Annotated in this window: 29 protein-coding genes; 25 read left to right on the top strand and 4 right to left on the bottom strand. The window is 61.7% G+C overall.

What is annotated here, in order from left to right:
- Window positions 1-87 precede the first annotated feature (87 nt).
- The 20 genes from rho (at window position 88) to CZ322_RS01125 (ending at window position 17,102) form a co-directional block, all read left to right on the top strand.
- Window positions 88-2,118, top strand: coding sequence for a transcription termination factor Rho (gene rho / locus CZ322_RS01220; protein ID WP_087069882.1), 2,031 nt, complete (start codon window positions 88-90; stop codon window positions 2,116-2,118).
- Between the two features lie 195 nt (window positions 2,119-2,313).
- Entirely contained in the window at window positions 2,314-2,526 is a 213-nt protein-coding gene (gene rpmE, locus CZ322_RS01215) for a 50S ribosomal protein L31 (protein ID WP_016441737.1), read from the top strand.
- Between the two features lie 124 nt (window positions 2,527-2,650).
- On the top strand, window positions 2,651-3,757 hold the full coding sequence (gene prfA, locus CZ322_RS01210; RefSeq protein WP_087069881.1) for a peptide chain release factor 1: 1,107 nt from the start codon (window positions 2,651-2,653) through the stop codon (window positions 3,755-3,757).
- A 24-nt stretch (window positions 3,758-3,781) separates the two neighbouring features.
- The gene (locus tag CZ322_RS01205) at window positions 3,782-4,699 is read left to right on the top strand and encodes a N5-glutamine methyltransferase family protein (RefSeq protein ID WP_087069880.1); all 918 of its coding nucleotides are present in this window, start codon (window positions 3,782-3,784) and stop codon (window positions 4,697-4,699) included.
- The gene (locus CZ322_RS01200; protein WP_087069879.1) at window positions 4,686-5,282 is read left to right on the top strand and encodes an L-threonylcarbamoyladenylate synthase; all 597 of its coding nucleotides are present in this window, start codon (window positions 4,686-4,688) and stop codon (window positions 5,280-5,282) included. The genes CZ322_RS01205 and CZ322_RS01200 overlap by 14 nt, the downstream gene beginning before the upstream one ends.
- A 78-nt stretch (window positions 5,283-5,360) precedes the next feature.
- Window positions 5,361-6,620: a glycosyltransferase family 4 protein gene (locus CZ322_RS01195; protein ID WP_234984404.1), complete on the top strand. Its 1,260-nt coding sequence runs from the start codon at window positions 5,361-5,363 to the stop codon at window positions 6,618-6,620.
- The gene (locus CZ322_RS01190) at window positions 6,617-7,069 is read left to right on the top strand and encodes a hypothetical protein (RefSeq protein ID WP_087069878.1); all 453 of its coding nucleotides are present in this window, start codon (window positions 6,617-6,619) and stop codon (window positions 7,067-7,069) included. The genes CZ322_RS01195 and CZ322_RS01190 overlap by 4 nt, the downstream gene beginning before the upstream one ends.
- 166 nt (window positions 7,070-7,235) lie before the next feature.
- Window positions 7,236-8,054 (top strand): F0F1 ATP synthase subunit A, encoded by an 819-nt coding sequence (atpB, locus tag CZ322_RS01185; RefSeq protein WP_016441731.1) that lies wholly within the window; start codon window positions 7,236-7,238, stop codon window positions 8,052-8,054.
- A 23-nt stretch (window positions 8,055-8,077) separates the two neighbouring features.
- The gene (gene atpE, locus CZ322_RS01180) at window positions 8,078-8,296 is read left to right on the top strand and encodes an ATP synthase F0 subunit C (protein WP_016441730.1); all 219 of its coding nucleotides are present in this window, start codon (window positions 8,078-8,080) and stop codon (window positions 8,294-8,296) included.
- Between the two features lie 3 nt (window positions 8,297-8,299).
- Window positions 8,300-8,830 (top strand): F0F1 ATP synthase subunit B, encoded by a 531-nt coding sequence (gene atpF, locus CZ322_RS01175; RefSeq protein ID WP_016441729.1) that lies wholly within the window; start codon window positions 8,300-8,302, stop codon window positions 8,828-8,830.
- Window positions 8,830-9,669 (top strand): F0F1 ATP synthase subunit delta, encoded by an 840-nt coding sequence (locus tag CZ322_RS01170; RefSeq protein WP_087069877.1) that lies wholly within the window; start codon window positions 8,830-8,832, stop codon window positions 9,667-9,669. Before atpF ends, CZ322_RS01170 begins: the two co-directional genes overlap by 1 nt.
- Before the next feature lie 9 nt (window positions 9,670-9,678).
- On the top strand, window positions 9,679-11,304 hold the full coding sequence (atpA, locus tag CZ322_RS01165; protein WP_087069876.1) for a F0F1 ATP synthase subunit alpha: 1,626 nt from the start codon (window positions 9,679-9,681) through the stop codon (window positions 11,302-11,304).
- 3 nt (window positions 11,305-11,307) lie between these two features.
- Complete coding sequence (locus tag CZ322_RS01160; protein ID WP_026429106.1) at window positions 11,308-12,240, top strand: F0F1 ATP synthase subunit gamma; 933 nt, start codon at window positions 11,308-11,310, stop codon at window positions 12,238-12,240.
- 29 nt (window positions 12,241-12,269) lie between these two features.
- Window positions 12,270-13,730 (top strand): F0F1 ATP synthase subunit beta, encoded by a 1,461-nt coding sequence (gene atpD, locus CZ322_RS01155; protein ID WP_026429107.1) that lies wholly within the window; start codon window positions 12,270-12,272, stop codon window positions 13,728-13,730.
- On the top strand, window positions 13,730-14,005 hold the full coding sequence (locus tag CZ322_RS01150; RefSeq protein ID WP_035277070.1) for a F0F1 ATP synthase subunit epsilon: 276 nt from the start codon (window positions 13,730-13,732) through the stop codon (window positions 14,003-14,005). The genes atpD and CZ322_RS01150 overlap by 1 nt, the downstream gene beginning before the upstream one ends.
- Before the next feature lie 12 nt (window positions 14,006-14,017).
- Complete coding sequence (locus CZ322_RS01145; protein ID WP_026429109.1) at window positions 14,018-14,407, top strand: DUF2550 family protein; 390 nt, start codon at window positions 14,018-14,020, stop codon at window positions 14,405-14,407.
- Window positions 14,408-15,103 (top strand): endonuclease NucS, encoded by a 696-nt coding sequence (nucS, locus tag CZ322_RS01140; RefSeq protein WP_087069875.1) that lies wholly within the window; start codon window positions 14,408-14,410, stop codon window positions 15,101-15,103.
- Window positions 15,104-15,112: 9 nt separating this feature from the next.
- Complete coding sequence (locus CZ322_RS01135) at window positions 15,113-16,384, top strand: N-acetylglucosamine-6-phosphate deacetylase (protein ID WP_087069874.1); 1,272 nt, start codon at window positions 15,113-15,115, stop codon at window positions 16,382-16,384.
- Window positions 16,385-16,509: 125 nt separating this feature from the next.
- Window positions 16,510-16,794 carry an LIM domain-containing protein gene (locus tag CZ322_RS01130; protein ID WP_087069871.1) on the top strand — a complete coding sequence of 95 codons (285 nt, stop codon included), beginning with the start codon at window positions 16,510-16,512 and terminating at the stop codon, window positions 16,792-16,794.
- Window positions 16,795-16,841: 47 nt separating this feature from the next.
- Window positions 16,842-17,102 carry a type II toxin-antitoxin system Phd/YefM family antitoxin gene (locus tag CZ322_RS01125; protein ID WP_087069873.1) on the top strand — a complete coding sequence of 87 codons (261 nt, stop codon included), beginning with the start codon at window positions 16,842-16,844 and terminating at the stop codon, window positions 17,100-17,102.
- Here the strand turns inward: CZ322_RS01125 and CZ322_RS01120 are convergent.
- Complete coding sequence (locus CZ322_RS01120; RefSeq protein WP_087069872.1) at window positions 17,082-18,647, bottom strand: IS1634 family transposase; 1,566 nt, start codon at window positions 18,645-18,647, stop codon at window positions 17,082-17,084. The genes CZ322_RS01125 and CZ322_RS01120 overlap by 21 nt on opposite strands.
- Before the next feature lie 128 nt (window positions 18,648-18,775).
- Here CZ322_RS01120 and CZ322_RS01115 point away from each other — a divergent pair, with 128 nt between their 5' ends.
- The 5 genes from CZ322_RS01115 to CZ322_RS09800 all read left to right on the top strand — a co-directional run bounded on the left by CZ322_RS01115 (window position 18,776) and on the right by CZ322_RS09800 (window position 21,576).
- Entirely contained in the window at window positions 18,776-19,060 is a 285-nt protein-coding gene (locus CZ322_RS01115; RefSeq protein WP_087069871.1) for an LIM domain-containing protein, read from the top strand.
- 47 nt (window positions 19,061-19,107) lie between these two features.
- Window positions 19,108-19,377, top strand: a complete 270-nt coding sequence (locus tag CZ322_RS01110; protein ID WP_087069870.1) for a type II toxin-antitoxin system Phd/YefM family antitoxin — start codon at window positions 19,108-19,110, stop codon at window positions 19,375-19,377.
- A gap of 71 nt (window positions 19,378-19,448) precedes the next feature.
- Entirely contained in the window at window positions 19,449-20,225 is a 777-nt protein-coding gene (locus CZ322_RS01105; protein WP_087069869.1) for an alpha/beta fold hydrolase, read from the top strand.
- A gap of 246 nt (window positions 20,226-20,471) precedes the next feature.
- Window positions 20,472-20,771: a hypothetical protein gene (locus CZ322_RS01100; RefSeq protein WP_145989739.1), complete on the top strand. Its 300-nt coding sequence runs from the start codon at window positions 20,472-20,474 to the stop codon at window positions 20,769-20,771.
- Window positions 20,758-21,576 carry a hypothetical protein gene (locus CZ322_RS09800; protein ID WP_143231796.1) on the top strand — a complete coding sequence of 273 codons (819 nt, stop codon included), beginning with the start codon at window positions 20,758-20,760 and terminating at the stop codon, window positions 21,574-21,576. The genes CZ322_RS01100 and CZ322_RS09800 overlap by 14 nt, the downstream gene beginning before the upstream one ends.
- 497 nt (window positions 21,577-22,073) lie before the next feature.
- On the opposite strand, the gene CZ322_RS01095 is transcribed toward CZ322_RS09800, so the two are convergent.
- The 3 genes from CZ322_RS01095 to CZ322_RS01085 form a co-directional block, all read right to left on the bottom strand.
- A complete protein-coding gene (locus CZ322_RS01095) occupies window positions 22,074-22,262 on the bottom strand; it encodes a hypothetical protein (protein WP_087069867.1) in 189 nt (62 codons plus the stop codon).
- Window positions 22,263-22,339: 77 nt separating this feature from the next.
- The gene (locus tag CZ322_RS01090; RefSeq protein WP_087069866.1) at window positions 22,340-22,558 is read right to left on the bottom strand and encodes a hypothetical protein; all 219 of its coding nucleotides are present in this window, start codon (window positions 22,556-22,558) and stop codon (window positions 22,340-22,342) included.
- Window positions 22,559-22,807: 249 nt separating this feature from the next.
- Complete coding sequence (locus CZ322_RS01085; RefSeq protein WP_087069865.1) at window positions 22,808-24,136, bottom strand: cell division protein DivIVA; 1,329 nt, start codon at window positions 24,134-24,136, stop codon at window positions 22,808-22,810.
- Between the last annotated feature and the right edge of the window lie 99 nt (window positions 24,137-24,235).

The raw sequence follows: 24,235 nt of genomic DNA, 5'->3' as shown, positions 1-24,235 counted from the left end.
ACCGACGTTCTTATACCGGTTATTTCCCACGTACTTGAAATTGTCATAAGTGCGTTAACAACCCCTGAATTCCGAGGAAGGAACCTCGTGACGGAAACCCCAACATCAGGCGCAATCTCAACGATGCGGGTGCCGCAGCTGCGCGCGCTCGCCGAAGAACTCGGCCTGGACATTGACCCGAAAGCTAAGAAGGCGGACCTGCTCGCGGCCATTCGCGAAGTTCGCCCCGCGCGGCGCGGGCGGCCCCGCAAGGAAGATAGCCTCGCCAATATTACGAAGGCACCCGAAAAGTCCGCTGCTGCCACCACGGCAAAGACCGCAGCGAAGAAGGAAAGCGCGAAAGCCGCAGAATCGGCCCCGGCCGCCGCGGAAGCTCCGGCTGAGGCACCGGCTCCGGCCCGGAAAACGCGCACGGCCCGCTCTGCAGCGGCCTCGGCACCCAGCGCGGAAAGCGCTCCGGTAGCAGCCCCCGCCACCTCGGCTACTTCCACCGCACCCCGGGAAGAACGAGAAGATCGCGAGGAACGCAAGGTGCGGCGCCGGGTGCGCCGGGATCACCGCGAACCGGTCCATATCGATCTGCCCGAACCGAAGCAGGAAGCCGGCCAGGCCGCGCGCCGCTCCGATTCCCTCAGCGATGAAAATACTCTCGCGGCCCTGGATGCCATCGGCGATGCCGCGGAACGCCGCGCCGGTGACCATCATGACACCGCCTCGGAGCGCCGCCGCCGCAAGCGCAACCGCCGCGGTGAGGAACACGAAGAAGCCCGCCGCTCGCGGCGCACCTCGGATCGTACCGAGCGCACGGATCGGGGCGAAGGCGCGGAGCGCGCCGATCACGAGGCGGAAACCGCCGCCCCGGCCGTGAAGGTTGAGCGTGAAGAACGCCAGGATATCCCGGCCGGCAAGCGCCAGGCGGAAGATACCCTCGTTCCCGTTGCCGGCATTGTGGATACCCAGGGTAACCAGATGGTGCTGCGCACCGGCGGCTACCTGCCCGGCCCCAATGATGCGCAGATTTCCACCGCGCTGGTGCGCCAGTACGGTCTGCGCCGCGGGGATGCCGTGGTGGGTGCTATTCGCCAGCACGATGAGGATAATTCCTCGCATAATAACCGCAATAACAAGCGTAATCCGCGCCGTCGTTACAATAATCAAAACAATAACCGGTCCGGTAACCAGCTCGTCCAGGTGGATACTATTAACTCCCTGCCCGCAGCTGAAGCAGCGCGCCGCCCGGACTTTAATAAGCTCACCCCGGTCTACCCGGATGAGATTTTGCGCCTGGAAACCGAACGTAAGGGCCTGTCTACTCGCGCCATCGATTTGGTTGCCCCCATTGGCAAGGGCCAGCGCGGCCTCATTGTTTCCCCGCCGAAGGCCGGGAAAACCATGATTATGCAGCAGATCGCCAAGGCGATTGCCGCGAATGATCCCGAGGTTCATATCATGGTGGTCCTCGTGGATGAACGCCCCGAAGAAGTGACGGATATGCGTCGCATCGTCAAGGGCGAAGTGATTGCTTCCACCTTTGACCGCCCGGCTTCGGATCACACTATCGTCTCCGAACTGGCTATTGAGCGCGCCAAGCGCCTGGTGGAACTCGGTCAGGATGTGGTGGTTCTTCTCGATTCCCTCACCCGCCTTTCGCGTGCCTACAACCTCGCGGCACCGGCTTCGGGGCGTATCCTTTCCGGTGGTGTGGATGCCGCGGCGCTCTACCCGCCCAAGAAGTTCTTCGGTGCGGCGCGCAATATCGAAAATGGTGGCTCGCTCACGATTATCGCTTCCGCGCTGGTGGAAACCGGCTCGAAGATGGACGAAGTTATTTTCGAAGAATTCAAGGGCACCGGCAATATGGAGCTGCGCCTTTCGCGCCAGCTCGCGGATCGGCGTATCTTCCCGGCGATCGATATCAACGCCTCGGGTACCCGCCGCGAAGAAATGCTCTACAAGCCCGAAGAACTCAAGGTCATCTGGCAGCTGCGCCGGGCCCTGGGAACTCTCGGAGTGGATGAAGCGGCGGACTTCGTGCTCAAGCGGATGCGGAATACCGAAAATAACGCGGAATTCCTCGTGTCGATTATGCGTTCCATGCAAGGATCGCGCGGCGAATAAGCCGAATAAAAACGGCGGGAGGAGCCGGCCGGGTGGCCGGGTACCGAGCGCGTGGCGCACATAGTGATGTGATACGCGCACGGTACCTTGTCTCGGCCGGCCCGCCCGTGCCATAATTTTCTGTCGGCTCCCGGTTCACCGTGATATGGAGAACCATGCTCGGACCCGGGGGCAGCTACGAACCAAGGAGAGATAATGAAGCAGGGAATCCATCCCGATTACCACGAGGTCTCCGTGACCTGCACCTGCGGTAATGAGTTCACCACCCGTTCCACCTACAACGGTGACCATATGCGCGTGGAAGTGTGCAATAACTGCCACCCGTTCTACACCGGCAAGCAGAAGATCCTGGATACCGGTGGGCGCGTGGCTCGCTTCGAGGCACGCTACGGCAAGCGCAAGAAGTAAGCGCCACGGAAAGGAGCGTCACCGCAAGGGCGCTCCTTTTCTTTTTGCACCATTGTCGGTAGGGTCGCCACTCTCCGGTGGCGGCAGGGCACGCGCTGGGTGCGCGTGAAGAAAGGTCCTCGTTATGGCTGATACACGTCGTGAGGTTGCCGAGCACCATCTCGCTGAATTTGAAAAAATCGAAGCGGATATGGCCAGCCCGGAAGTTCTCTCCTCCCCGGATAAATTGCGTTCACTCGGGCGGCGCTATGCCGAACTCGGGCGGGTGGTACGCGTGTACCGGCGTTTCCTGCAGGCCGAACAGGACCTCACCGAAGCTAAGGAAATCATCTCCCAGGGCGGGGAAGATGCTGAACTCTTCCGTCCCGAACTTCCCGGAATGGAAGAACGCTACGAAGCAGCCTCCCAGGAACTCACGGAAGTCCTTATTCCCCGCGATGAAGACGACGCCCGCGATGTCATTATGGAGATCAAAGGCGGGGCCGGCGGGGAAGAATCCGCCCTCTTCGCGGGGGACCTGGCCCGCATGTACGAACGCTACGCCACCTCCAAGGGCTGGAGTTGGGAAGTGCTGGGTGCCAACCAAACCGAGCTGGGTGGCTATAAGGACCTTGAGGTTGCCATCCGTTCCCGCGGGCAGCTTGAGGATCCTTCCGAAGGCGTCTGGGCCCACCTCAAGTACGAAGGCGGGGTCCACCGGGTGCAGCGCGTACCCGTAACCGAATCCCAAGGGCGCATCCAGACCTCCACCGCCGGGGTGCTTGTTTTCGCGGAAGTGGATGACCCGGGCGAAGTGGAAATCGCCGCGAATGACCTGCGGATTGACGTGTACCGTTCCTCGGGGCCAGGCGGACAGTCCGTGAACACCACCGATTCGGCGGTGCGTATTACCCACCTTCCCACCGGGATTGTGGTCTCCATGCAGGATGAAAAATCGCAGATCCAAAATCGTGAATCCGCTATGCGGGTGTTGCGCGCCCGGTTGCGTCAGCTCCAGCTGGATCAACAGGCCGCTGAAAACGCGGAATTGCGCCATTCTCAGGTGCGTACCCTGGACCGCTCCGAGCGCATCCGCACCTATAATTTCCCGGAAAATCGTATTTCCGATCACCGCACCGGCTACAAGGCCCATAATCTCGACGCGGTTCTCGATGGGGACTTGGATGCCGTTATCGATTCGGCCCGGATTATGGACGAAGCGGCCCGCATGGAAGCCGCGGAAGAAAAGTAGAAAAGTAGAAAGTAGCCGAGCGCTATGACCACCTGGGCGGACTTGCTGGCCGGAGCCACCGCGCAGCTCACCGCGGCCGGGGTGGATTCACCCGCCGCGGATGCCCGGTGGCTGGCCGAAGCGGTCGCGGGCAAGCGCCCCCATCCGCGTGATACCCCGCCGCCCGCGCAGCGCGAACTTTTCGCGGCCTACCTAGCCCGCCGCGCCGCGCGCGAACCGCTCCAGCACATCACCGGGCGGATGTACTTCCGCTACCTCGAGCTTGTTTCCACGCCGGACGCGCTGATTGTGCGCCCGGAAACCGAGATCGTGGCCGAATGCGCCATCGCGCACGTGCGCGCCTGCGTGGCCGCGCAGAATTGCGGGAACGCCGCGTCTCTCAAGAACGACGACGCAGCGGCGGCGCGCTCCCGCGCCGCCGCCACAGCCGCAGGCCCCCTCGTTGTCGATCTGGGAACCGGCAGCGGGGCCATTGCCCTGAGTATCGCTACCGAAGTTCCCGCCGCCCGGGTCATCGGCGTCGACGCAGATCCCCAGGCTCTGCAACTGGCGGCCACCAATAATGCCCGCTACGGTTCGCCCGTCACTTTCCTCCACCACGATGTAGCCGAGCCGCTCCCGGAACTGGACCACGCGGCGAGCGTCGTCGTCGCCAATCCTCCCTATATTCCACCCGATACGCCGGTGAGCGTGGAAGTGCGTGCCGATCCGGCGCGGGCCCTGTGGGGCGGGGGAGCGGAGGGCCTGGACCTGCCCAAGCTTTTTGTGGCGCGCGCGGCGCAGCTGTTGCGGGGCGGGGGTATCCTCGTTCTCGAACACGCGGAGACGCAAAGCGCGGCTCTGCGCGAATATGCCCGCAGCCTCGGTTTCACCCGGGCCGCAACCGGCCGGGACCTGGCCGGGCGGGAACGTTTTTTGGAGGCAGAATATGGACACATGTGATGCCGCGGTAGCCGCCCTCGCGCGCGGCGAGCTCGTGGTTCTCCCAACCGATACCGTTTACGGCCTGGGCGCGGATGCGTTTTCGCGCGCGGCTGTCACCCGGCTCCTCACCGCGAAAGGGCGCGGGCGCGATAAGCCCTCCCCGGTGCTCGTCGCCTCGATGGAGGACGCCGCCCGTTTGACCTCCGCCATCCCGGCCGGCGCCCGCGCACTCGCCGCGGCGTACTGGCCCGGGGCTCTCACCCTCATCCTCCCCGCGAATAACAGCATCGGCTGGGACCTGGGCGAAACCCACGGAACCGTGGCGCTGCGCATGCCCGATCATCCGCTCGCTCTGGAGCTGCTGCGCCGCACCGGCCCGCTAGCCGTTTCCTCCGCGAACCTTACCGAGCACGCCCCGGCCCGCACCGCCGCGCAGGCCCGTGCGCAGCTGGGCGAGAAAGTCGCGGTGTACCTGGACGGGGGCACCGCACCGGGCGGGGTGCCGTCCACCATTGTGAGCTTCGCGGGAGAGCGGGCGCAGATCCTGCGCCACGGCGCTATTGCTGATGAGGATATTGCCGCCATCGTGCCGCTGGGCTGAAGCGATGCGGCGGCGCCGCACTGAAGCACGGTGCGAGCCGGCTAGACTGAACGGCAACAGCACTAGGAAGGAGAGAGCATGCGCGTCTACCTGCTCATGATGGTGCTCAGCTGCGCCATCACTTACTTCCTAGTTCCCGCGATTCTGCGCCTGGCGCTGCGCGTGGGCGCCATGACGCAGGTGCGCGAACGCGATATCCACACCGTGCCTATCCCGCGATTGGGTGGGGTGGCGATGTTCTTGGGATTTTCGGCCTCGTTCGCCATTGCCTCACAGATCCCCTACCTGCACCGGGTGCTCGGGCCTGCCTCCCAAGCCTGGGCGATTTGGCTGGGCGCCGGGCTCATGTGCCTGGTGGGTGCCATCGACGATATCTGGGAACTCGATTGGATGACGAAACTGGCCGGCGAAGTGCTGGCCGCCGGGGTCATGGCCTGGCAGGGCGTCCAGTTCGTCACGCTGCCCTTTATGGGGCTGACCGTGGGCTCCACCCGCCTATCGATTTTCTTCACCATCCTCATGGTGGTCATCACGGTGAACGCTGTGAATTTTATGGACGGGCTGGACGGGCTGGCCGCCGGGATCGTGGGGATTGCCTCCCTGGCTTTCTTTATTTATTCCTATATTCTTACCCGCAATGCCACCCCGGGGGATTACACCTCGGTTGCCTGCGCCGCCGCGGCGGCCACGGTGGGGATGTGCGCCGGGATTCTGCCGCATAATTTCCACCCGGCTCGTATCTTTATGGGCGATTCGGGCGCGCTTATGCTCGGCATGGTGCTGGCCGCCTCGGCTATCCAGGTCACCGGGCAGATCGATCCGCAATCCACCTCCCTCGGCTACGCGCTCCCGGCGTATTTGCCGCTGCTGCTGGCCCTCGCCGTGGTGGTGCTGCCCCTCTCTGATTTCATCTGGGCCGTCACCCGGCGCCTGGCCCGCGGGCAGTCTCCTTTCCACGCCGACGCCGGCCACCTCCACCACCGCCTGCTACGCCTGGGCCATTCGCATACCGGCACCGTGCTCATTCTCTATCTGTGGACGGCTATTTTCTCCTTCAGCTGCATTCTGCTGATTGTGCTTCCGGCCCGGCACGTCGCCCTGATTGGCGCCGCCGGGGTGGTGCTCGGTTGCGTGGTCACCTTCGGAATGTTCGGGCGACGGCGGAGCTCGGCCGCGCGCGGGGAGCGCATTCCGGATGAGAACGCCGGTGATGCGCCCATGTCCGAAGTTGAGCTGGAACGGGAAGCGGTGCAGGTTCCGGAAATTGGGCTGCCGGCATTGGAAACGCTGCCGGCATCGGAAACAGAGCCCGTGCAGAAAGCTGAGGAGACACCATGAGGGCCCAATCCAGCCGGCCGGCCGCCCCGGGCGGAGGTGCCGCGTGCTTGCTCTACCGCGCCCAACTGAGCGCCACGCTCGGATGCGTCGTCGTCGGAATAATAGGGGCGGCGGGATGCCTGCTTGCCGGTCAAGCCGAGCACGCCCGTGCCGTGGGCTGGGCCACCCTCATCGCGCTGGTACTCCAGGCGATCAGCTGGGCCAGTGCGCGCTATCTGCCCGGCGGGGCCGGATGGGCGCTGGGCGGTTACGCGGTCAAACTCGCGGTGGTGCTCGGCGGGCTCGGAGCCTGGCGGGCCCTCACCGGGGCCTCGGTGGGAACCGCGGCGCTGGCACTGGCCGGGCTGATTATTTGCGCGCTCGCGGTGCAATCTTGGGTGGTGCTGCGCGCTGATCTGCGCGGTGATAGTAGCGTTGATCGACAGGAAGATCTGCGCACCGGGCGCTAAGTCCTAGCCAGGAACGAGCCGTAAGAGTAACGTAGGACACTGCTCACGGCGGGAAAGTTCAGCGCCGCAGGGTGATGACAAATGTGATTTCCACGCTAAGATAGGTTAGCAGTGCCGTTTAGGCGGGGTTCCCGCCGCGGAAAGATTCGATGGAGAGGGTGAGCGCATGGCAGTCGGTTCGTTCGCGAATCTGAGCATGCTCGGCCTGCCGATGGAGAACGACGGGTTCCACGCCCCGGGAGTTGAGGAATTCTTCCCCGCCCCCATCTTCTTCGCCGGCACGCCATTTGAGATGAATCGCGTGATGGTGATTCGTCTTCTTGCGGCTTTAGTTCTTCTGGTTTTCTGCGTTATCTACGCCAAGCGCGCCAAGCTCATTCCGGGTCGCGCGCAGGCCGCGATGGAATCCCTGCTGGACTTCTCGCGGGTGCAGATCGGTGAAGAAATTCTCGAAGGGCAGGCACGCAAGTACCAGCCCCTGCTCGCTACCATTTTCCTCGGCACTCTCTTTATGAACTTAACCGGCGTCATCCCGGGCTTGCAGCTCGCGGGTACGTCGGTTATTGGTATGCCGCTCATTTACGCCGTGGTGGCGTACGTGGCCTTCATTATCGCGGGTATGAAGGAACGCGGGGCGGGTACCTTCTTCAAGGAACAGCTCTTCCCGCCCGGGGTGCCTTGGCCGATTTACATCATCATGACGCCCATTGAGCTGCTCTCCACCTTCATTATTCGGCCCGTCACCCTGACGGTCCGTCTCTTGGCCAATATGCTCTCCGGGCATATGCTGCTCGTGCTCTGCTTCCTGGGCACCCACGCGCTCTACTTCTCCATGGGTGGGGGCCTCGGCATTGGCCTGGGTACGGTCACGCTGGTGGCCGGTATCCTCTTCACCGTCTTTGAACTTTTCGTGGCGTGCCTGCAGGCGTATATCTTCGCCCTGCTCACCGCCGCGTATATCCAACTTTCTATTTCCGCCCACTAAAACAACAAGAAAAGGACAATCCCATGACTGGATCTGCAGCAGTTCTCGCGACCATCGGTTACGGTCTCGCGGCTATCGGCCCCGGCATCGGCGTCGGCCTCATCGGTGCGAAGAACCAGGAAGCTACCGCACGCCAGCCCGAGATCCGCGGCTACCTGCGCGTCAATATGTTCCTGTCCATCGCCTTTACCGAAGCACTCGGCCTGATCGGCTTCGCCGCGGGCTTCGTGTTCGGAGCTTAAGCAATGTATCTCGCTGAAGAACACAGTGTTATCATTCCGGCCATTCCGGATCTGCTGTGGGGCACGGTATCCTTCCTCATCGTCGCCATCGCGGTGTATAAATTCGCCTGGCCGACGCTGACGAAGATGCTTGATGAGCGGCGGGAGAAAATCGAAGAAGGTTTGCTCGCTGCCGAACGTGCCCGGGAGGAAGTGGCCCAGGAACGCGCCACCATCCAGTCCGAAAAGGATGCCGCGGTGCGTGAAGCAGCGGATATCCGCGCCCAGGCACAATCCAATGCCTCCGATATTATCGAGCGTGCGCGCCGGGAAGCCGGCGAAGAAGCGCGGCGTATTTCCGCCGCGGCTCAGGTTCAGATTAAAGCTGATACCGACGCCGCCGCGCGGATTCTCCGCGCGGATTTGGGCACCATGGCCTCGCAGCTGGCCGGTCGTATCGTGGGTGAACAGATTCGCCTCGATCCGAGCGTGAACCAGGGCGTTGTTGATTCGTTCCTCGATAATCTCGAGGAGCAGGCGCGAACGGGGGCGTAATGCGGTCCACGAGTAAGCAATCCGCCGCCGCGGTCACCGCCGAGTGGGACGCGCTGCTTCAGGAGCATCCCGGCCAGGAAATTGACTTGGCGCGCGAACTTTTCGCCGCTGCAGACGCCATCAATGCTTCTCCTTCCCTGCGTGGCACCCTCGCGGATACCACGCGGGCCGGGGCGGCACGGGAAAGCCTGGCAAGCGCCATTTTCGCCGCCCACGTGAGCGCACCGGTTCTCGCGGTGCTGCGCGCGGTGGCGGGGCGCACGTGGACGGAGGACGCTGATCTCGTCACGACCGTGGATACCCTCGGTGCGCACGCCGTGCTGGTGCGGGCGCGTGGCGCCGGGGTGCTCTCCGGCGTGGAAGATGAGCTCTACCAGCTCATGCGCACCCTCAAAGAAACTCCCGATCTGCGCATTACGCTCTCTCGCGAGGAATACTCCGCGGAGGAACGCGCCGCGCTCTTTGATCGCGTGGTTCCGAATATCCGGGAGGAAACCCGGGTGCTGGCACATCGCGCCCTGGCGCGGGTGCGGGAAGCAACCCTGGCGGCCTCGCTCATGGAATACGCGGCCCAGGCAGCTGAGTTGGGTGAGGTTTCCGGCGTATCGGTGCTGGTAGCCCAGCCGCTCACGGCCACGCAAGAAGAACGCCTCCAGCGCGCCCTGACCGCGATGTACGGAACTGAAGTTTCCATTCACGTCTCGGTAGATCCGGCTGTGGTGGGCGGTATGCGCATCCAGCACGGTTCGGATGTTATTGACGCGACGCTGCAGTCCAGAATTAAAGATGTACGCGATAAAGTCGCGGTCATGCCGGCGGCACCGGCGAGCAACAGGTAAGGAAAAAGAATGGCTGATCTGACAATCCAGCCCGAAGAGATTCGGGCAGCGCTCGATAACTTCGTGCGTAGCTACACGCCGGAGCAGTCCGAGAGTGAGCAAGTTGGTCACGTCACCATGACGGCGGACGGCATCGCCCGCGTGGCCGGCCTGCCCGGTGCGATGGCTAATGAACTTCTCGTTTTCGAGGATGGCACCCGCGGACTGGCGATGAACCTGGAAGAGCGCGAAATCGGCGTCGTCGTTCTCGGTGACTTCTCCAATATTGAAGAAGGCCAGGAAGTGCGCCGCAGCGGTGAGGTGCTCTCCGTCCCGGTGGGCGACGGATACCTCGGCCGCACGGTGGACCCCCTCGGCAAGCCGATTGACGGCCTGGGCGAAATCGAAAATCTCAGCGGCCGGCGTGCCCTGGAGCTGCAGGCTCCCGGCGTAATGATGCGCAAGTCGGTGCACGAACCGCTGGAAACCGGTATCAAGGCTATTGACTCGATGACCCCGATCGGGCGCGGGCAGCGCCAGCTCATCATCGGGGACCGCCAGACCGGTAAAACCGCCCTCGCGATTGACACCATCCTCAACCAGCGCAAGAACTGGGAAACCGGGGATCCCTCCAAGCAGGTGCGCTGCATTTACGTGGCCATCGGCCAGAAGGGTTCCACCATCGCTTCGGTGCGCGGCACCCTGGCTCGCTACGGGGCGCTGGAATACACCACCATCGTGGCCTCCCCGGCATCCGATCCGGCTGGCTTCAAGTACCTGGCTCCCTACACCGGTTCGGCCATCGGCCAGCACTGGATGTACGAAGGTAAGCACGTGCTCATCGTGTTCGATGACCTCTCCAAGCAGGCCGAAGCCTACCGCGCTGTGTCCCTGCTGCTGCGCCGCCCGCCGGGGCGTGAAGCCTACCCGGGCGACGTGTTCTACCTGCATTCGCGCCTGCTGGAACGCTGTGCCAAGCTCTCCGATGAGCTGGGCGGGGGTTCCATGACGGGCCTTCCCATTGTGGAAACCAAGGCGAATGACGTCTCGGCCTACATTCCGACCAACGTTATTTCCATTACCGACGGTCAGATCTTCTTGCAGTCCGACCTCTTCAACTCCAATCAGCGCCCGGCCGTGGACGTGGGTATTTCGGTATCCCGCGTGGGTGGCGACGCGCAGATCAAGGCTATGAAGAAGGTTGCCGGTACCCTGAAGATCACCCTGGCGCAGTACCGCTCCCAGGCGGCCTTCGCGATGTTCGCCTCCGATCTTGACCCGGCCACCCGCCAGCAGCTCACCCGCGGTGAGCGCCTCATGGAGCTGCTCAAGCAGCCGCAGTACACCCCGTACCCCATTGAGGAACAGGTTGTTTCGGTGTGGGCCGGCTCGAAGGGCTACCTCGATGATGTCCCGGTGGAGAAGGTGCACGATTGGGAAGCCCGCATGCTCGACTACGTGCGGCACAACTCCAAGGTGCTGGAAACCATTGCCTCCACCGGTGAGATGGATAAGGATCTCGAAGCCGAACTGGAAGCCACGGTCAGCGCCTTCACGGAGTCCTACCGCACCGCCGAAAACCTGCCCGCGGGCGGGGAAGAGGATGTCCCGGCCGAGCAGGCCCGTGAAACTCTCGCGCGGCCGACGAAGGGTTAATCGATGGCCGGCGAACAGAGGATTTACAAGAGCAAAATTCGGGCGACGAGCACCTTGCAGAAGGTGTTCCGCGCGATGGAGCTCATTGCGGCCTCGCGTATCGGCTCGGCGCGCCGGGAGGCGCAGGAACTGGACCCCTACGCGCGGGCGGTAACCCGCGCGCTCGGGCTGGTGGGGCGCCATGATTTTGATGCCCAGCACCCGCTGATGCGCGAACGCACCGATACCAATCGGGTGGCGGTACTCGTGGTGACCTCCGACCGCGGCATGGCAGGAGCCTATTCCGCCAATGTGCTGCGCGAAGCAGAACGCACCGTGGAGAATCTGCGCGCCGAAGGTAAGGACCCGGTGCTGTACGTGACCGGCCGGCGCGGCCTGCAGTACTTCAAATTCCGCGGGGTGAATATCGCCGGGGAGTGGAGCGGCACCTCGGATAAGCCCGATCCGGAGCAATCCGATGAAATCGCGCGTACCCTTCTCGATGCTTTCACCGCCCCGCCGGAAGAAGGCGGCGTCGCCGAAGTACATGTGGTCTACACCCGCTTCGAATCGATGGTGAGCCAGGTGGTGCAGGTGCGCCATATGCTGCCGCTCGCCATCGTGGACTACGGGGAAGGCGATCTGGAGGATACCGGATCGGAATTCTCGGGCGGTGGCACGGAAGAAACCGAACCGCTCTACGATTTCGAACCTTCGGCACACGACGTTTTCGAAGCGCTCGTGCCCATGTATGTTCGCAAACGTATCTCCTCGATTCTTCTCATGGCAGCGGCCTCCGAACTCGCCTCGCGCCAGCAGGCGATGCACGCGGCCACCGATAACGCCGCCGAACTCATCGAGAAGTACACCCGGCTCGCCAATAACGCGCGCCAGGCTGAAATCACCACCGAGATCACTGAAATCGTCTCCGGTGCCGATGCACTAAGTAACGGATAACGCGCTTCGTAACGGATAAGGAACACACTATGACTGCACAACTAGAGGAGCAGACCGCGGACCTGGCCACAACCGGCCGGATTACGCAGGTCATTGGCGCCGTCGTCGACGTCGAATTTCCGTCCGACGCGCTTCCCGATATCAATAACGCCCTGAAAACCACGGCCACCCTCCCCGCCGGTGACGGAAGCGTCATCCAGCAGGAGATGGTCCTGGAAGTGGCCCAGCACCTGGGCGATAACGTGGTGCGCACCATCGCGATGAAACCGACGGACGGCCTGGTGCGCGGCGCCGTCGTTATCGATACCGGTGCCCCCATCACCGTTCCAGTCGGGGACGTTACCCGCGGGCACGTCTTCAACGTCGTGGGCGAACCGCTCAACGTTTCCCCCGATGAGATCGACGTGAAGGAACGCTGGTCGATTCACCGCCAGGCTCCCGCCTTCGATGAACTCGAGCCGGAAACCCAGATGTTCCAGACCGGCCTCAAGGTTATCGACCTGCTCACCCCGTACGTGCAGGGTGGCAAGATCGGCCTCTTCGGCGGCGCGGGCGTGGGCAAAACGGTGCTCATTCAGGAAATGATCCAGCGCGTGGCCCTCGACCACGATGGCGTTTCCGTATTCGCCGGGGTGGGCGAACGTACCCGTGAAGGTAACGACCTCATCCACGAAATGGACGAAGCCGGGGTGCTCGATAAGACGGCCCTCGTCTTCGGCCAGATGGACGAGCCGCCGGGGGTGCGCCTGCGCATCGCCCTGTCCGGCCTGACGATGGCGGAGTACTTCCGCGACGTCGCTAACCAGGACGTGCTGCTCTTCATCGATAACATCTTCCGCTTCACCCAGGCCGGTTCGGAAGTATCCACCCTGCTCGGGCGCATGCCTTCCGCGGTGGGCTACCAGCCCACCCTGGCTGATGAAATGGGTGCGCTTCAGGAACGTATTACCTCCACGCGCGGGCATTCCATTACCTCGCTGCAGGCCATTTACGTTCCCGCGGACGATTACACCGACCCGGCGCCGGCAACCACCTTCGCCCATCTGGATGCAACCACCGAACTGTCGCGTGATATTGCCTCCATGGGTATTTACCCGGCGGTGGATCCCCTCGCCTCGACCTCGCGTATTCTGGATCCGCAGATCGTGGGCCAGCAGCATTACGAGGTTGCGACCCGCGTCAAGGCGATCCTCCAGAAGAACCGCGAACTTCAGGACATTATCTCCATCCTCGGTGTGGATGAACTCTCCGAAGAAGACCGCCTGACCGTCGCCCGCGCGCGCCGGATCCAGCAGTTCCTTTCGCAGAATATGTACACCGCGGTGAAGTTCACCGGCGTGGAAGGCTCCACCGTTCCGGTTGCGGAAACCGTTGAAGCGTTCCGCCGTATTTGCGACGGCGAATACGACCACGTCCCCGAGCAGGCCTTCTTCAATATTGGCGGCATCGAGGATCTGGAACGCAAGTACCACGAACTGCGGAGCGAATAATGCTGGACGTTGAGATCGTTTCCCAGCGGGAGCTGGCGTGGCGCGGGAATGCCGAATCGGTGACCGCGCCCGGCACCGAAGGCTCGGTGGGTATCCTCACGGACCACACCCCGCTCGTTGCTCTCCTCACGGAAGGTAACGTCGAGGTGCGCGGCTGCGCGGACGGACGCGATCGCAGCTTCACGATGTCCGGCTCCGGCTTCCTTACCGTGACCGCTAATCAGGTCATCGTGGTGGCCGATTCGGTCAGCGAGCAGTCGGTCACCGAGCGGTAGGCGAGAGCGCGAATGAGCTGGCAAAGCGTAGCACTGATCGTCGTGCTGGTTCTCCTCGCGCTCCTCATCTACTTCCTGGCGCGGGTACGCTACCTCTTCAACCAATGGGGCTCCTCCCAGGCCGCGGTGCGCCGGCAGCACCGCTGGCACACCGGGGTGGTGTTTTTCCGCACCGATGCGCTGGAGTGGTTCCGGGTGGCCTCCTTATCCTGGCGCCCGGCGCTGCGCCTGGACCGGCGTTCCCTGAGCATCAACCTGGTCAAAGTGCGTGATGATATCGCCACCGCCCGGGTGGGGGATGCTCATACAGAAATTGATATGGCCATGAGCTGCCAGGCGCATACCGCGCTGGTGGCGTGGGCGGATTCGGCCCCGCCCCGGGGAGATTGGGTGTTGTTCTAGATGCGCGTTGTTTTTGCTACCTGTTCGGTGGATTACTCCGGACGCCTGGATGCGCATCTCGAACCGGCCACCCGCCTCCTCATGGTCAAAGCCGATGGCTCCGTGCTGATTCACGCGGATACCGGCTCGTACAAGCCCCTCAACTGGATGATGGGCCCCACCCTCTTCACCGAAGAAGAACCGAGCGCGGCGGAGCGCGAGGCGGGCGTGCGCACCATCTGGAATGTGGAGCACAAGAAAACCGACGACCGCCTGGTCATCCGCATTTACGAGGTCTTTTCTGATTACGAACAGGACCTCGGGGAGGATCCCGGGCTCGTCAAAGACGGTGTGGAAGCGCATCTGCAAAAACTGCTGGCCGAACAGGTGGAACGTATCGCCCCGCATGCCAGCTTGGTGCGCCGCGAGTACCCCACCGCCATAGGCCCGGTGGACCTCATGGTGCGCGACGGCGAGGGCGGCTATATCGCCGTCGAAATTAAACGCCGCGGGGAAATTGACGGGGTTGAACAGCTCACCCGCTACCTCGATTTGCTGCGCCGCGACCCCCTCCTCAATCCGCTCCGCGGCATTTTCGCGGCCCAGGAAATCAAACCGCAAGCCCGTGTACTGGCCGAAGACCGCGGCATTGACTGTATGATCTTGAACTACGACGATATGCGTGGCATAGACCACCCGGAGGATCGACTGTTTTAGGACGGGATAATGGGGTTCTTATACGGCCGGGCAGCGTTGCCCGGCGGCGTGCGCGAATGCGATATCGCGTGGGACAACGGAGTTTTCACGCGGGTAGCGCCTAGCGAAACGCGAACACACACAACTACTAAGAACGACGACGCAGCTCCCGGCCACCAGGCCGGCGCGGCCGCGCATGCTGATGGTGGGGCGCGCTCGGGTGCCGCTGGTGCCGCTGGTGCTGATTCGGGCGGTGAGCTGCCCGAGGGCTGGCTTATCCTGCCCGGGCTTGTGGATGAACATTGCCACGGCGGGGGAGGAGCCTCCTTCCCGGATGCGGAGGATAGCGCGGAGGTGGCGCAGGCGGCCGGCGAGCACCTGGCCCACGGCACCACCTCCGTAGCCGCGGCCCTCACCACCCTGAGTGTGGAACGCATGGAAGCCGGGGCGAGTCTCATGGCCGACGCGGTCGAGGATGGCACCCTGGCCGCGATCCTTATCGAGGGGCCTTTCCTTTCCAGCGAGCGGGCCGGTGCTCAGAACCCGGCCTATTTGGAATCTCCGAGCGTGGAGATCGCCACCCGGCTCCTCGATGCGGCCCGCGGGCACGCTTGGGGGATGACGCTCGCCCCCGAACTTTCGGGGGCGAGCGAGGTGGTGGACCTCCTGCTTGAGCGCGGTGTGGTTCCTACCTGGGGGCATACCCACGCGGAGGCCGGCCCGGCGCGTGAGCTCCAGGAGCGGGCGGTGGCGGGCGGGGCCATCCCGGTGGCCACCCACCTGTTTAATGCCATGCGCGAATTGCGTCACCGCGCGCCCGGCCCGGTGGCCGAGTATTTAGCTGCCGCGCGCCGCGGCAGCTGCGTCGTCGAACTTATTGGAGACGGCGTGCATATTAGCTCCGAGCTGGTGCGCAACGTGGTCGAAATCGTGGGCCCGGAAAATATCGCGCTCATTACCGACGCGATGGCGGCGGCCGGCATGGCGGATGGCACCTATGAGCTGGGCGGGTTGCGCGTGCACGTGACCGACGGGCAGGCGCGGCTGCGCGGGGGTAATCTCGCGGGTGGCACCTCGCATCTGCTTGATATTGTGCGTACCGTCGTCGGCGCGGGAGTGGAGTTGAACGACGCCGTCACCATGGCGAGCGCCACCCCGGCCCGCGTGATGGGCTTGGATGATCGCGGGGCGCTCGAGGTGGGCAAACGCGCGGATCTGCTGGTGGTGGATGAGGAGCTGCGCCCGCGGCGGGTCTACCGCGCCGGCAAGCTGGTCGCGCAGGACGGCAAGCTGGTGGCATAGCGGGCGTGCGCATCTGTAGTGCAACGTGCGCATGCATAGTCCGGCGCGTGCGTAGGTAGCCAGGCGGCTGCGGCATCGTACGGCGTGCTAGTGGACTCCGCGCGCCAAGCGGCTACCATGGAAGAATGCGCCGGTCGAAAAAGTACTCCCGTCCCGTTCGCCCGCTGAATATCAGCGCGGCGATGGGTGGGCTGCGCTATGAGAACGGCCGCGATGGCGCCACCTACAAGGTGCGGCGCATCGCCAGCGCCGCGAAGGACTACGTGTGCCCGGGCTGCGGCGGGATTATTCGCGCCGGCGAACCCAATATTGTGGCCTGGACGGAGGACACCATCTGGGGCGCCCAAGCTGGGGTGGATGCGCGCCGCCACTGGCATCCGGGCTGCTGGCAGCACCGCGGCCGCGCCTAACGGGATTCCCATTGTGTGACCGGCGCAAGTAGTTTTATATTTGCTTTATGCCCATGACCGAGACTCAGGTGAGCACCCGGGAATTACGCGAAAATCTTTCTCAGATTCTTGAAGGAACTGCCCAAGAAGGAAAGCGCTTCATCATCGCGCACGAAGGTAAAGCTGTTGCCGCTCTCGTCGCCATCGACGATCTTCACGCCTTGGAGGAATTCGAGATAGCTCAGGATATCGCGGCCTATGAGCACGCCAAGCGTACTGATGACGGTGTACGCCTGAGTCGTGCAACTTTAGTGACCCAGATTGTCTAGGATTTCTTGGGCTTGGGGTGGGATAGGATCACTGGAACGGATTTCGTGGCCTTGATAAAGGATGGTTTGTTCCTGGATCGGGCGTAGCGTGCGTACGAGCTTTTTAGTCGTGACCCCGGTTTTCTGGTAGAGATAACGGGAGATGGCCAAAGCAGCCATCACCACGGTCAGGTGCGCTTCGATTGCTTCACGGCGCCGGTGGAATATCGGCCTGGCTCGTAAATCCGATTTAGACATACGGAAAGACTGTTCCACGTGCCACAATTCGTGGTAGGAATCAACGATTTGCGTTGCCGGAGCTACCGCGGCCGGGATATTAGTGACATAGCCTTTCAATCCTTCTAGCCTCCGGGCGCGTTCAAAGGCCACCTCATCGAAACTACAACCGTTACGAGTGGTTTTCACGAACCTGGGTTTACGCGCGGGTTTGACGCCTTCTATCGCCTCCATAGCACGCCGGCGTTGGGCTTCCAGGGTGAGTCCATCCCTGCGGGCTCGCCTTGCGGAGTACTGCCAGATAGCCCGCCAGGACTTGACCATAGTCTCATCCCACACAGGCTCGTCTTCCTTCAACTTGTCATTGACTTTCGTGTTGGCATGCCTGGGCGTGACCGTGTCGATAATCTGCCCGTCAGTAAAAGACGCGCCATGCCAGTGGAAATGGGATTCCAGGTCGTAGGGTGCTTTGGTTTGCCTGGCCCCGACTATGAACCTGAACCCGGCTGCGTCTAATTCCTTGAGGTTGTTGGCGCTGAGCATTCCTGCGTCTGCTACCACCACGAAACTATCTAACCCGTGACGGGCTTGAAAGCCTTTCACGACTGGGAGAATGGTTTTAGTTTCGGCTTTGTTACCCTCAAAACAACCGATCTCCAAAGGGAACCCGCCACGGTCTACCAGCAAACCCACCACGATTTGAGGGTCAACACGTCTTTCTTTCGAGTACCCAACTTTCCGTAATCCCTCATTCGCGTCCCCGTCCTCGTCCTCGCGTTCAGCTTCGAAATACAAGGTAGTCACGTCATACAACACCAGTGATAAATCCCCGGATTTTGTGGCGTTGCCGAAACACGCCCGGGCGAGTTGGGATCGGTAGTCTTTATCCGCGCAGCGACGCAGGGTAGTGAATATGGTACGCAAACTCGCGTGCTCAACCCCGAGCTCGTCGAGGATACGGATCGTGTCGGCTTTCGATGCCGGTTCAACAATTCTGGCTAAAACCAACTGCTCGAATACGTTGTCTCTAATAGCCTGGTCGAAGCCCACTACCCGGTAGGCGTCCTGGAGGACTTGCCACAGTAGTGTTGAGCGTTTACCCAGGGTAGAAGCGCGTGGGCTACCAGGGCTACCGCTATCGAATAAGTCGAGTTTTAACTGGCCCGGGGACAGTTCTTGGCGGCCTTTCTCGAGTAATGCCGCCAGTGTGGCCTCGTCGTGTGCCGAGCCGAGGTGTTTGATAACCCGGTTTACCCGGCCTTGTTTTTCCACTATCTGCACGGCCGTGGCACCCGAGGCGGTTCTCACTTTACGTAGGAATGGCGCCATGATCCCAGTCTAGCTAAAACACCACCAGCCTTTTAGTGACCCAAAACCACCAACCACAACCCTCTGACCAGGCCAAACACCCGAGAAAACCCCAAAACCTCAAAAAGTTGCACGAGTCAGGTGGAAGAATGCGCCGGTCGAAAAAGTACTCCCGTCCCGTTCGCCCGCTGAATATCAGCGCGGCGATGGGTGGGCTGCGCTATGAGAACGGCCGCGATGGCGCCACCTACAAGGTGCGGCGCATCGCCAGCGCCGCGAAGGACTACGTGTGCCCGGGCTGCGGCGGGATTATTCGCGCCGGCGAACCCAATATTGTGGCCTGGACGGAGGACACCATCTGGGGCGCCCAAGCTGGGGTGGATGCGCGCCGCCACTGGCATCCGGGCTGCTGGCAGCACCGCGGCCGCGCCTAACGGGATTCCCATTGTGTGACCGGCGCAAGTAGTTTTATATTTGCTTTATGCCCATGACCGAGACTCAGGTGAGCACCCGGGAATTACGCGAAAATCTTTCTCAGATTCTTGAAGGAACTGCCCAAGAAGGAAAGCGCTTCATCATCGCGCACGAAGGTAAAGCTGTTGCCGCTCTCGTCGCCATCGACGATCTTCACGCCTTGGAGGAATTCGAGATAGCTCAGGATATCGCGGCCTATGAGCACGCCAAGCGTACTGATGACGGTGTACGCATTACCCTGGAAGATTTCAAGGCGGGGCTCGCGGAAGAGCACTAAAGAAGCCCACCGAGGAACGCCAGGGCCGCCGTACCCGGGTTAAGTTCCGGGAACGGCGTTACAATCGCAGTATGAAACTTGCCACACATATTCACGAAGGTGCGGGTATCCCGCTTGTTCTGCTCCACGCTATGCCGATGACGTCCCGGATGTGGGAGGGCGTGCGCGCTGAGCTTTCGGATCTGCACACGATTGCTATTGACGCCCCCGGTTTCGGGGACTCACCTTCCGGTTCTGAGGTCGACGACGCCGCGGGCGCCACCACGCCACATATCAATTCCTACCTGACTGCACTCAAAGAAACCTTGGCGGAATACGATTCCATCGTGCTCGCCGGAATTTCCATGGGTGCTACCGTCACCGCAGCTTATGCCTTGCGCAATCCCCAGCAGATCGCCGGGCTGTCGCTGCTGGACGGCTCGATTTTGGGGCCGGAGCCCTCGCCCTCCCCGCGAGAAAAGGCCATCGAGAAGCTCGCCTCGGGCCAGAGCTGGGACGTGCTGGCTGGCTGGGTGGATACCATGCTGAGCTCGGCAGCCAGCCCGGAACTCAAGGAGAAGGTTGCTGCCTATTTCAAGACGGTAGATGCCGGGGCTTTCTCCTGGTTGCAGCAGATGATGCTGACCCGCCCGGATACTCGCGGGGTTATGGAGCTGAATGTTCCTGTCCTGCTGCTGCGCGGGGTGGATGATCCGAATGCGAAGCACGAAGAATTCGCACAGCTGCACGAGGTACGCCCGGACCAACCGTTCGTGGAACTTGAGGGCGCCAGCCACTTCTCCGCGGTGGAAAAGCCGCACGAGGTCGCTACCGCGCTGCGCGAGCTGTACGAGGCAGCTACCCGCTAGCCGCTGAAGCGCTCGCGCTAACTGTACTTGAGGGCGTGGCTGGGAGACACGAAAAGTGCTCCGGCCACGCCCTCGCAGTGTTTCTCAACCGTTATCCACAGTGTATTGCTGGTAGAAGTGAGGGAAAGTAGGCTAGGTGAAGAAGCGGTGCAGCCGCGCAATCTTCACCAGAAACGTGCTAATGCACGCGACTCTCATAATCTGGGTTGAGATGACGAAGGTACGAAAGGGGATGTGGATATGGCTATGAGGGATTTTGAAGTGCAGCTATTCTTCGGTGCGCCCAAAGGCACTGATATTCACCGAGCTAGTTCCGCTATTGAGGATGCGGCGCGTGCCCTGAACCTTGTAGGTACCGATGTTTGCGTTTCTCCTTATGCGAACAGCATCATTTTGACGTTCTACGTTCGAGCTGAAAAATTCCACGAGGAAGATGCGGATCGCATTGCCAAGGAGCTCCTTGCTCTCTCCGGGTATTCTTTCTCTCTTGATGCAGCTGAGGGGCGGCGCTTGCGTGATAACGGAGTTGGGCTTGTCTACGCCTAATGACGAGACGGTGCTTCGTGTCTGGCATTTCTTGGAGCGACATGCGGCCACAATATTTACCGCTATTGCCGCTACCGGGCCGGTGGTTTTCTCGATAAGCGGCGGTTCCCTTGCCGGCTTGCCACGATGGGCTTGCCTCCTTTCTCCACTTTTCGGTATTCCGGCGTTTGTCGTGCAGAACAGGCAACAAGTTGCGAGCGCTTCTCTTCAGTCTGACTTAGAGGACGCTCTCACCGAGAAAGACCGAATGGAGGAGCTTTACCGGCACCAATCCGGTATTGTCTGTCAGGCTCTAGATCATCTGATGGCGAGAATAGCCAACGGGCTGAGCCGTCCCGGGACCGTTTTGAGGGGATCTATATATCGCCACAGTGGTGACATCTTTTTCCTCGTTGCGCGCTGGAGTTCAAATCCTCGTTTAACTCAAGTAGGTCGCAGAACTATCCCAGATGATAAAGGTATTCTCGCCCGCGCGTGGGAGACTGGATTTTTGGCTCGTTCGAAAATGCCGGAAGACCGGGAAGAATGGAACGAGGTACAGACTTTTAATTCTGGTCTCACCTTGGAAGAGGCAGCTTCACTGACGCTCCATGCTAGGTCCATAGCCGCTTACCGCCTCGAGCACCAGTCCCAACCAGTAGGTGTTTTCGTTTTAGAGTCACCAAGTGCTCAAGGAGTGTCTTCGTCTACTCTTGATAAGCTGGCGTCTTTACCCGATATGGCAACACTAGCCTTATTGATCTCTTTGCCACCACATGAGGTTTTGCCGCTTCACTCATTGCGGGAAATACCCGAGGATGCATAGTTCCCTCCCACCGACACTAGCGTGGCACCTTTGGAAAAGCCAGGATTCCAATCCGTTAGGCTTCCGCCGGTGTACTACTAATTCTTGGTAGCATCCTCGTTTTCTTCGCTTTCGGAATCGGATTCCGCCACTGCTACGTCTTCAGCTTCTGCATTATCAGGCTGATCCGCGGCTTTCTCACGGTCGCAGCGGAGGACGCTGAATCGTCCGGATAGTCGCGGGGTGGTTGGCCTAGCGGTGGCAGGAACGCTCGTTGACACCGGCACCGTCGGCGAGCGTTGAGTAGTGGTCACGGTAGGGGCATTCGGGCGCCGGGCGAGATTGCCAGTTCGGTCAGGGCGTGCAGTTTTGGTTGCGCTGAGTGTGCATTTTTCCTTGCGCTAGGCGCGCAGATTTAACATTCTCTTGACAGCCCGGGATTCATGTGGATCTCGGGCGCTTCTCACACCGTCACTAACAGTTGCTTACAGCGATTCCCAAGAGCTGCGCCCTAGCGTTTAGCGGCTTCCCTCGCGGGAATCGGGGGATTCTCCAGTGTTATCGGGTTTCTTTGCATCCGACCAGAACATAAGTAAACCGGCTAAAGCCCCGGTGATGCCACCGGCGAAATTCTTTGTGAGTATCAAAATTCCAGAGCCCATTCCCAATAGGGCATAACCGATTCTGCGGAACGGGGAATCCTTCATGTGTTTTCCTTTATGGCAAAGCTCCTTCGGTGAGCTGAGGTTGCGATCAATAATCTAGCGCACCGCCTTCTGTCTATTTATCCGCTGAGCTTGTCTTCATCAGAAAGCGCAAGCTCTTCGAACCTCTTGAGCGTTCGGTATTCCGGACGGTAGTCAGCCTCCCGCTGATTGAGAGTGTACTCAGCCATCCGTTCCTCATATTCTTCGCGCGAGATATGAAGATCGGCAAGAATTTCCTTCATACGATCCTGTATCTGCTCCAGGCTCGTGTACGTGGGGCCATAGACGATCGACATGGTGCCAGCATATCCACAATGGGACGTTCGCACGTAGTATAAGCAACGGTTGAAAAGTAGCCCAATTGCGCCGGTCGCTCATAGCTAATCATGTTCTCGAATATTCCGCTCGGAATGTGACAAACGAATGGCGCCCGGGATCCTGGTGATCTCGGGCGCCACGCGGATATTGGAGCAGTTGGGGAAGCTGGGATTCCAGCCCGTTAGGCTTCCGCCGGAATACTACTGAGTTACTGATTAGCCGGGGTGCTACTGATTATTGGTAGCTTCCTCGGTGTCTCCACCGGCGGCATCAGATTCCACGGCCGCGGGGGAGTGATCTCCTGCCAGTTCTCCGGCCTGTGCCTCGCCCGCGGAAGGTGCGTCCGTTACGGAAGATTCGCCAGCCCGGGCATCCTGATCGCCAGCCTGACCGGCTTCAGCCGCCTCCGCGGCGGTGCGCTCCTCGGCGCTGCCCACGATTTCATCCAGGGCCAGCGGGATATTCGAGGTGGCCAGCATGGTGCGCATATCCTCCAGGTACGAGGTGAGGGTGCGCCGCTGCTCCTCCAGGCCCGCCACGTGGGCATCGGCCTGGCGATGCGATTCCTCGGCGGCCTCGCGCGCTTCCCGCCGCATCCGCTCGGCATCTTCACGCGCCGCGCTCACCAATTCCCGGGCCTCGGTCTGGGCGGCGCTCAGCGCCGCACTCGCCTCAGCTTCCGAGGATGAAGTCAGGGCATTAGCCCGCTTCGTGGCTTCCGCCAGGCGGCGTTCCGCACTGGCAGCCCGAGCCTCGGCGTCGTCGACAAACTTCGCCATGGCCGTACGCGATTCTTCATCGGAACGCGCGCGGGCCGCGGCCGAATCCGCCCGCAACTGCGCAACCTCACGTTCGGCCTCCGCGCGGATCTTCGCGACCTCGGCCTCCGCCTCGCTACGCAAACGCGCCACCTCAGTTTCCGCCTCGGTACGCAATTGCGTGACCTCTTCTTCGGCCCGGGTACGCGCCTGCGCCAATTCCTGGGCCAGAGCTGCGCGCCGCTCCTCTTCCTCGTGGGTGAGCCGCGTATTCAGCTCGGCCTCATCGTGGCGCATTTTCGCCTCCAAACGCTCAGCCTCGCGCTGGGCCGAGGTCACCAACTCCTCGGCGGTGCGCCGCGAAGTAGTAGTCAATTCGGTAGCTTCCGCCTCGGCACGCTGGCGCACCTGCGCCGCCTCGGTACGTGAAGAATCCAAAGTTTCCTGGGCTTCTTTTTCCGCCGCGGAGGTGAGATTTTCCGCCTGGGAGCGCGCCCGGGAAACCAGCAACTCCGCATCGGAATTCGCCCGGCTCATCACGTCCATCGCCTGCTGTTCCGCCCCGCGCAACAGCCGCTCCACCCGGGTACCCAGCCCCGAATAGGACGGGCGCTCATCCTCGCGCAAACGGCTGTGCAACTCGGTGAGCTCCCCGGACATGCGCAGCACCTGCGCATCCAAACCCGCTACTCGCGACCGAGCCTCGGCGAGCGCATCAGCCAGCTGGTGAATGCGTTCATCGACCTGAGCTTTGTCGTAACCCTTGCGTACTGTTGGAAACAGTTCAAAATCCGCCATAACACCCTCTCCGCGCGCTGCTGGATAGAAATTGCTGCCCTAAGCCTACCGGTCAGCGCACCCGGTGGGGGTAGTGCTGGGCGGGTGGTGAACGTTGTG

Origin of the sequence: Actinotignum timonense (assembly GCF_900155575.1) — a bacterium.
Taxonomy (GTDB): Bacteria; Actinomycetota; Actinomycetes; order Actinomycetales; family Actinomycetaceae; genus Actinotignum; species Actinotignum timonense.
This window is presented reverse-complemented; position numbering and strand designations above follow the sequence as displayed.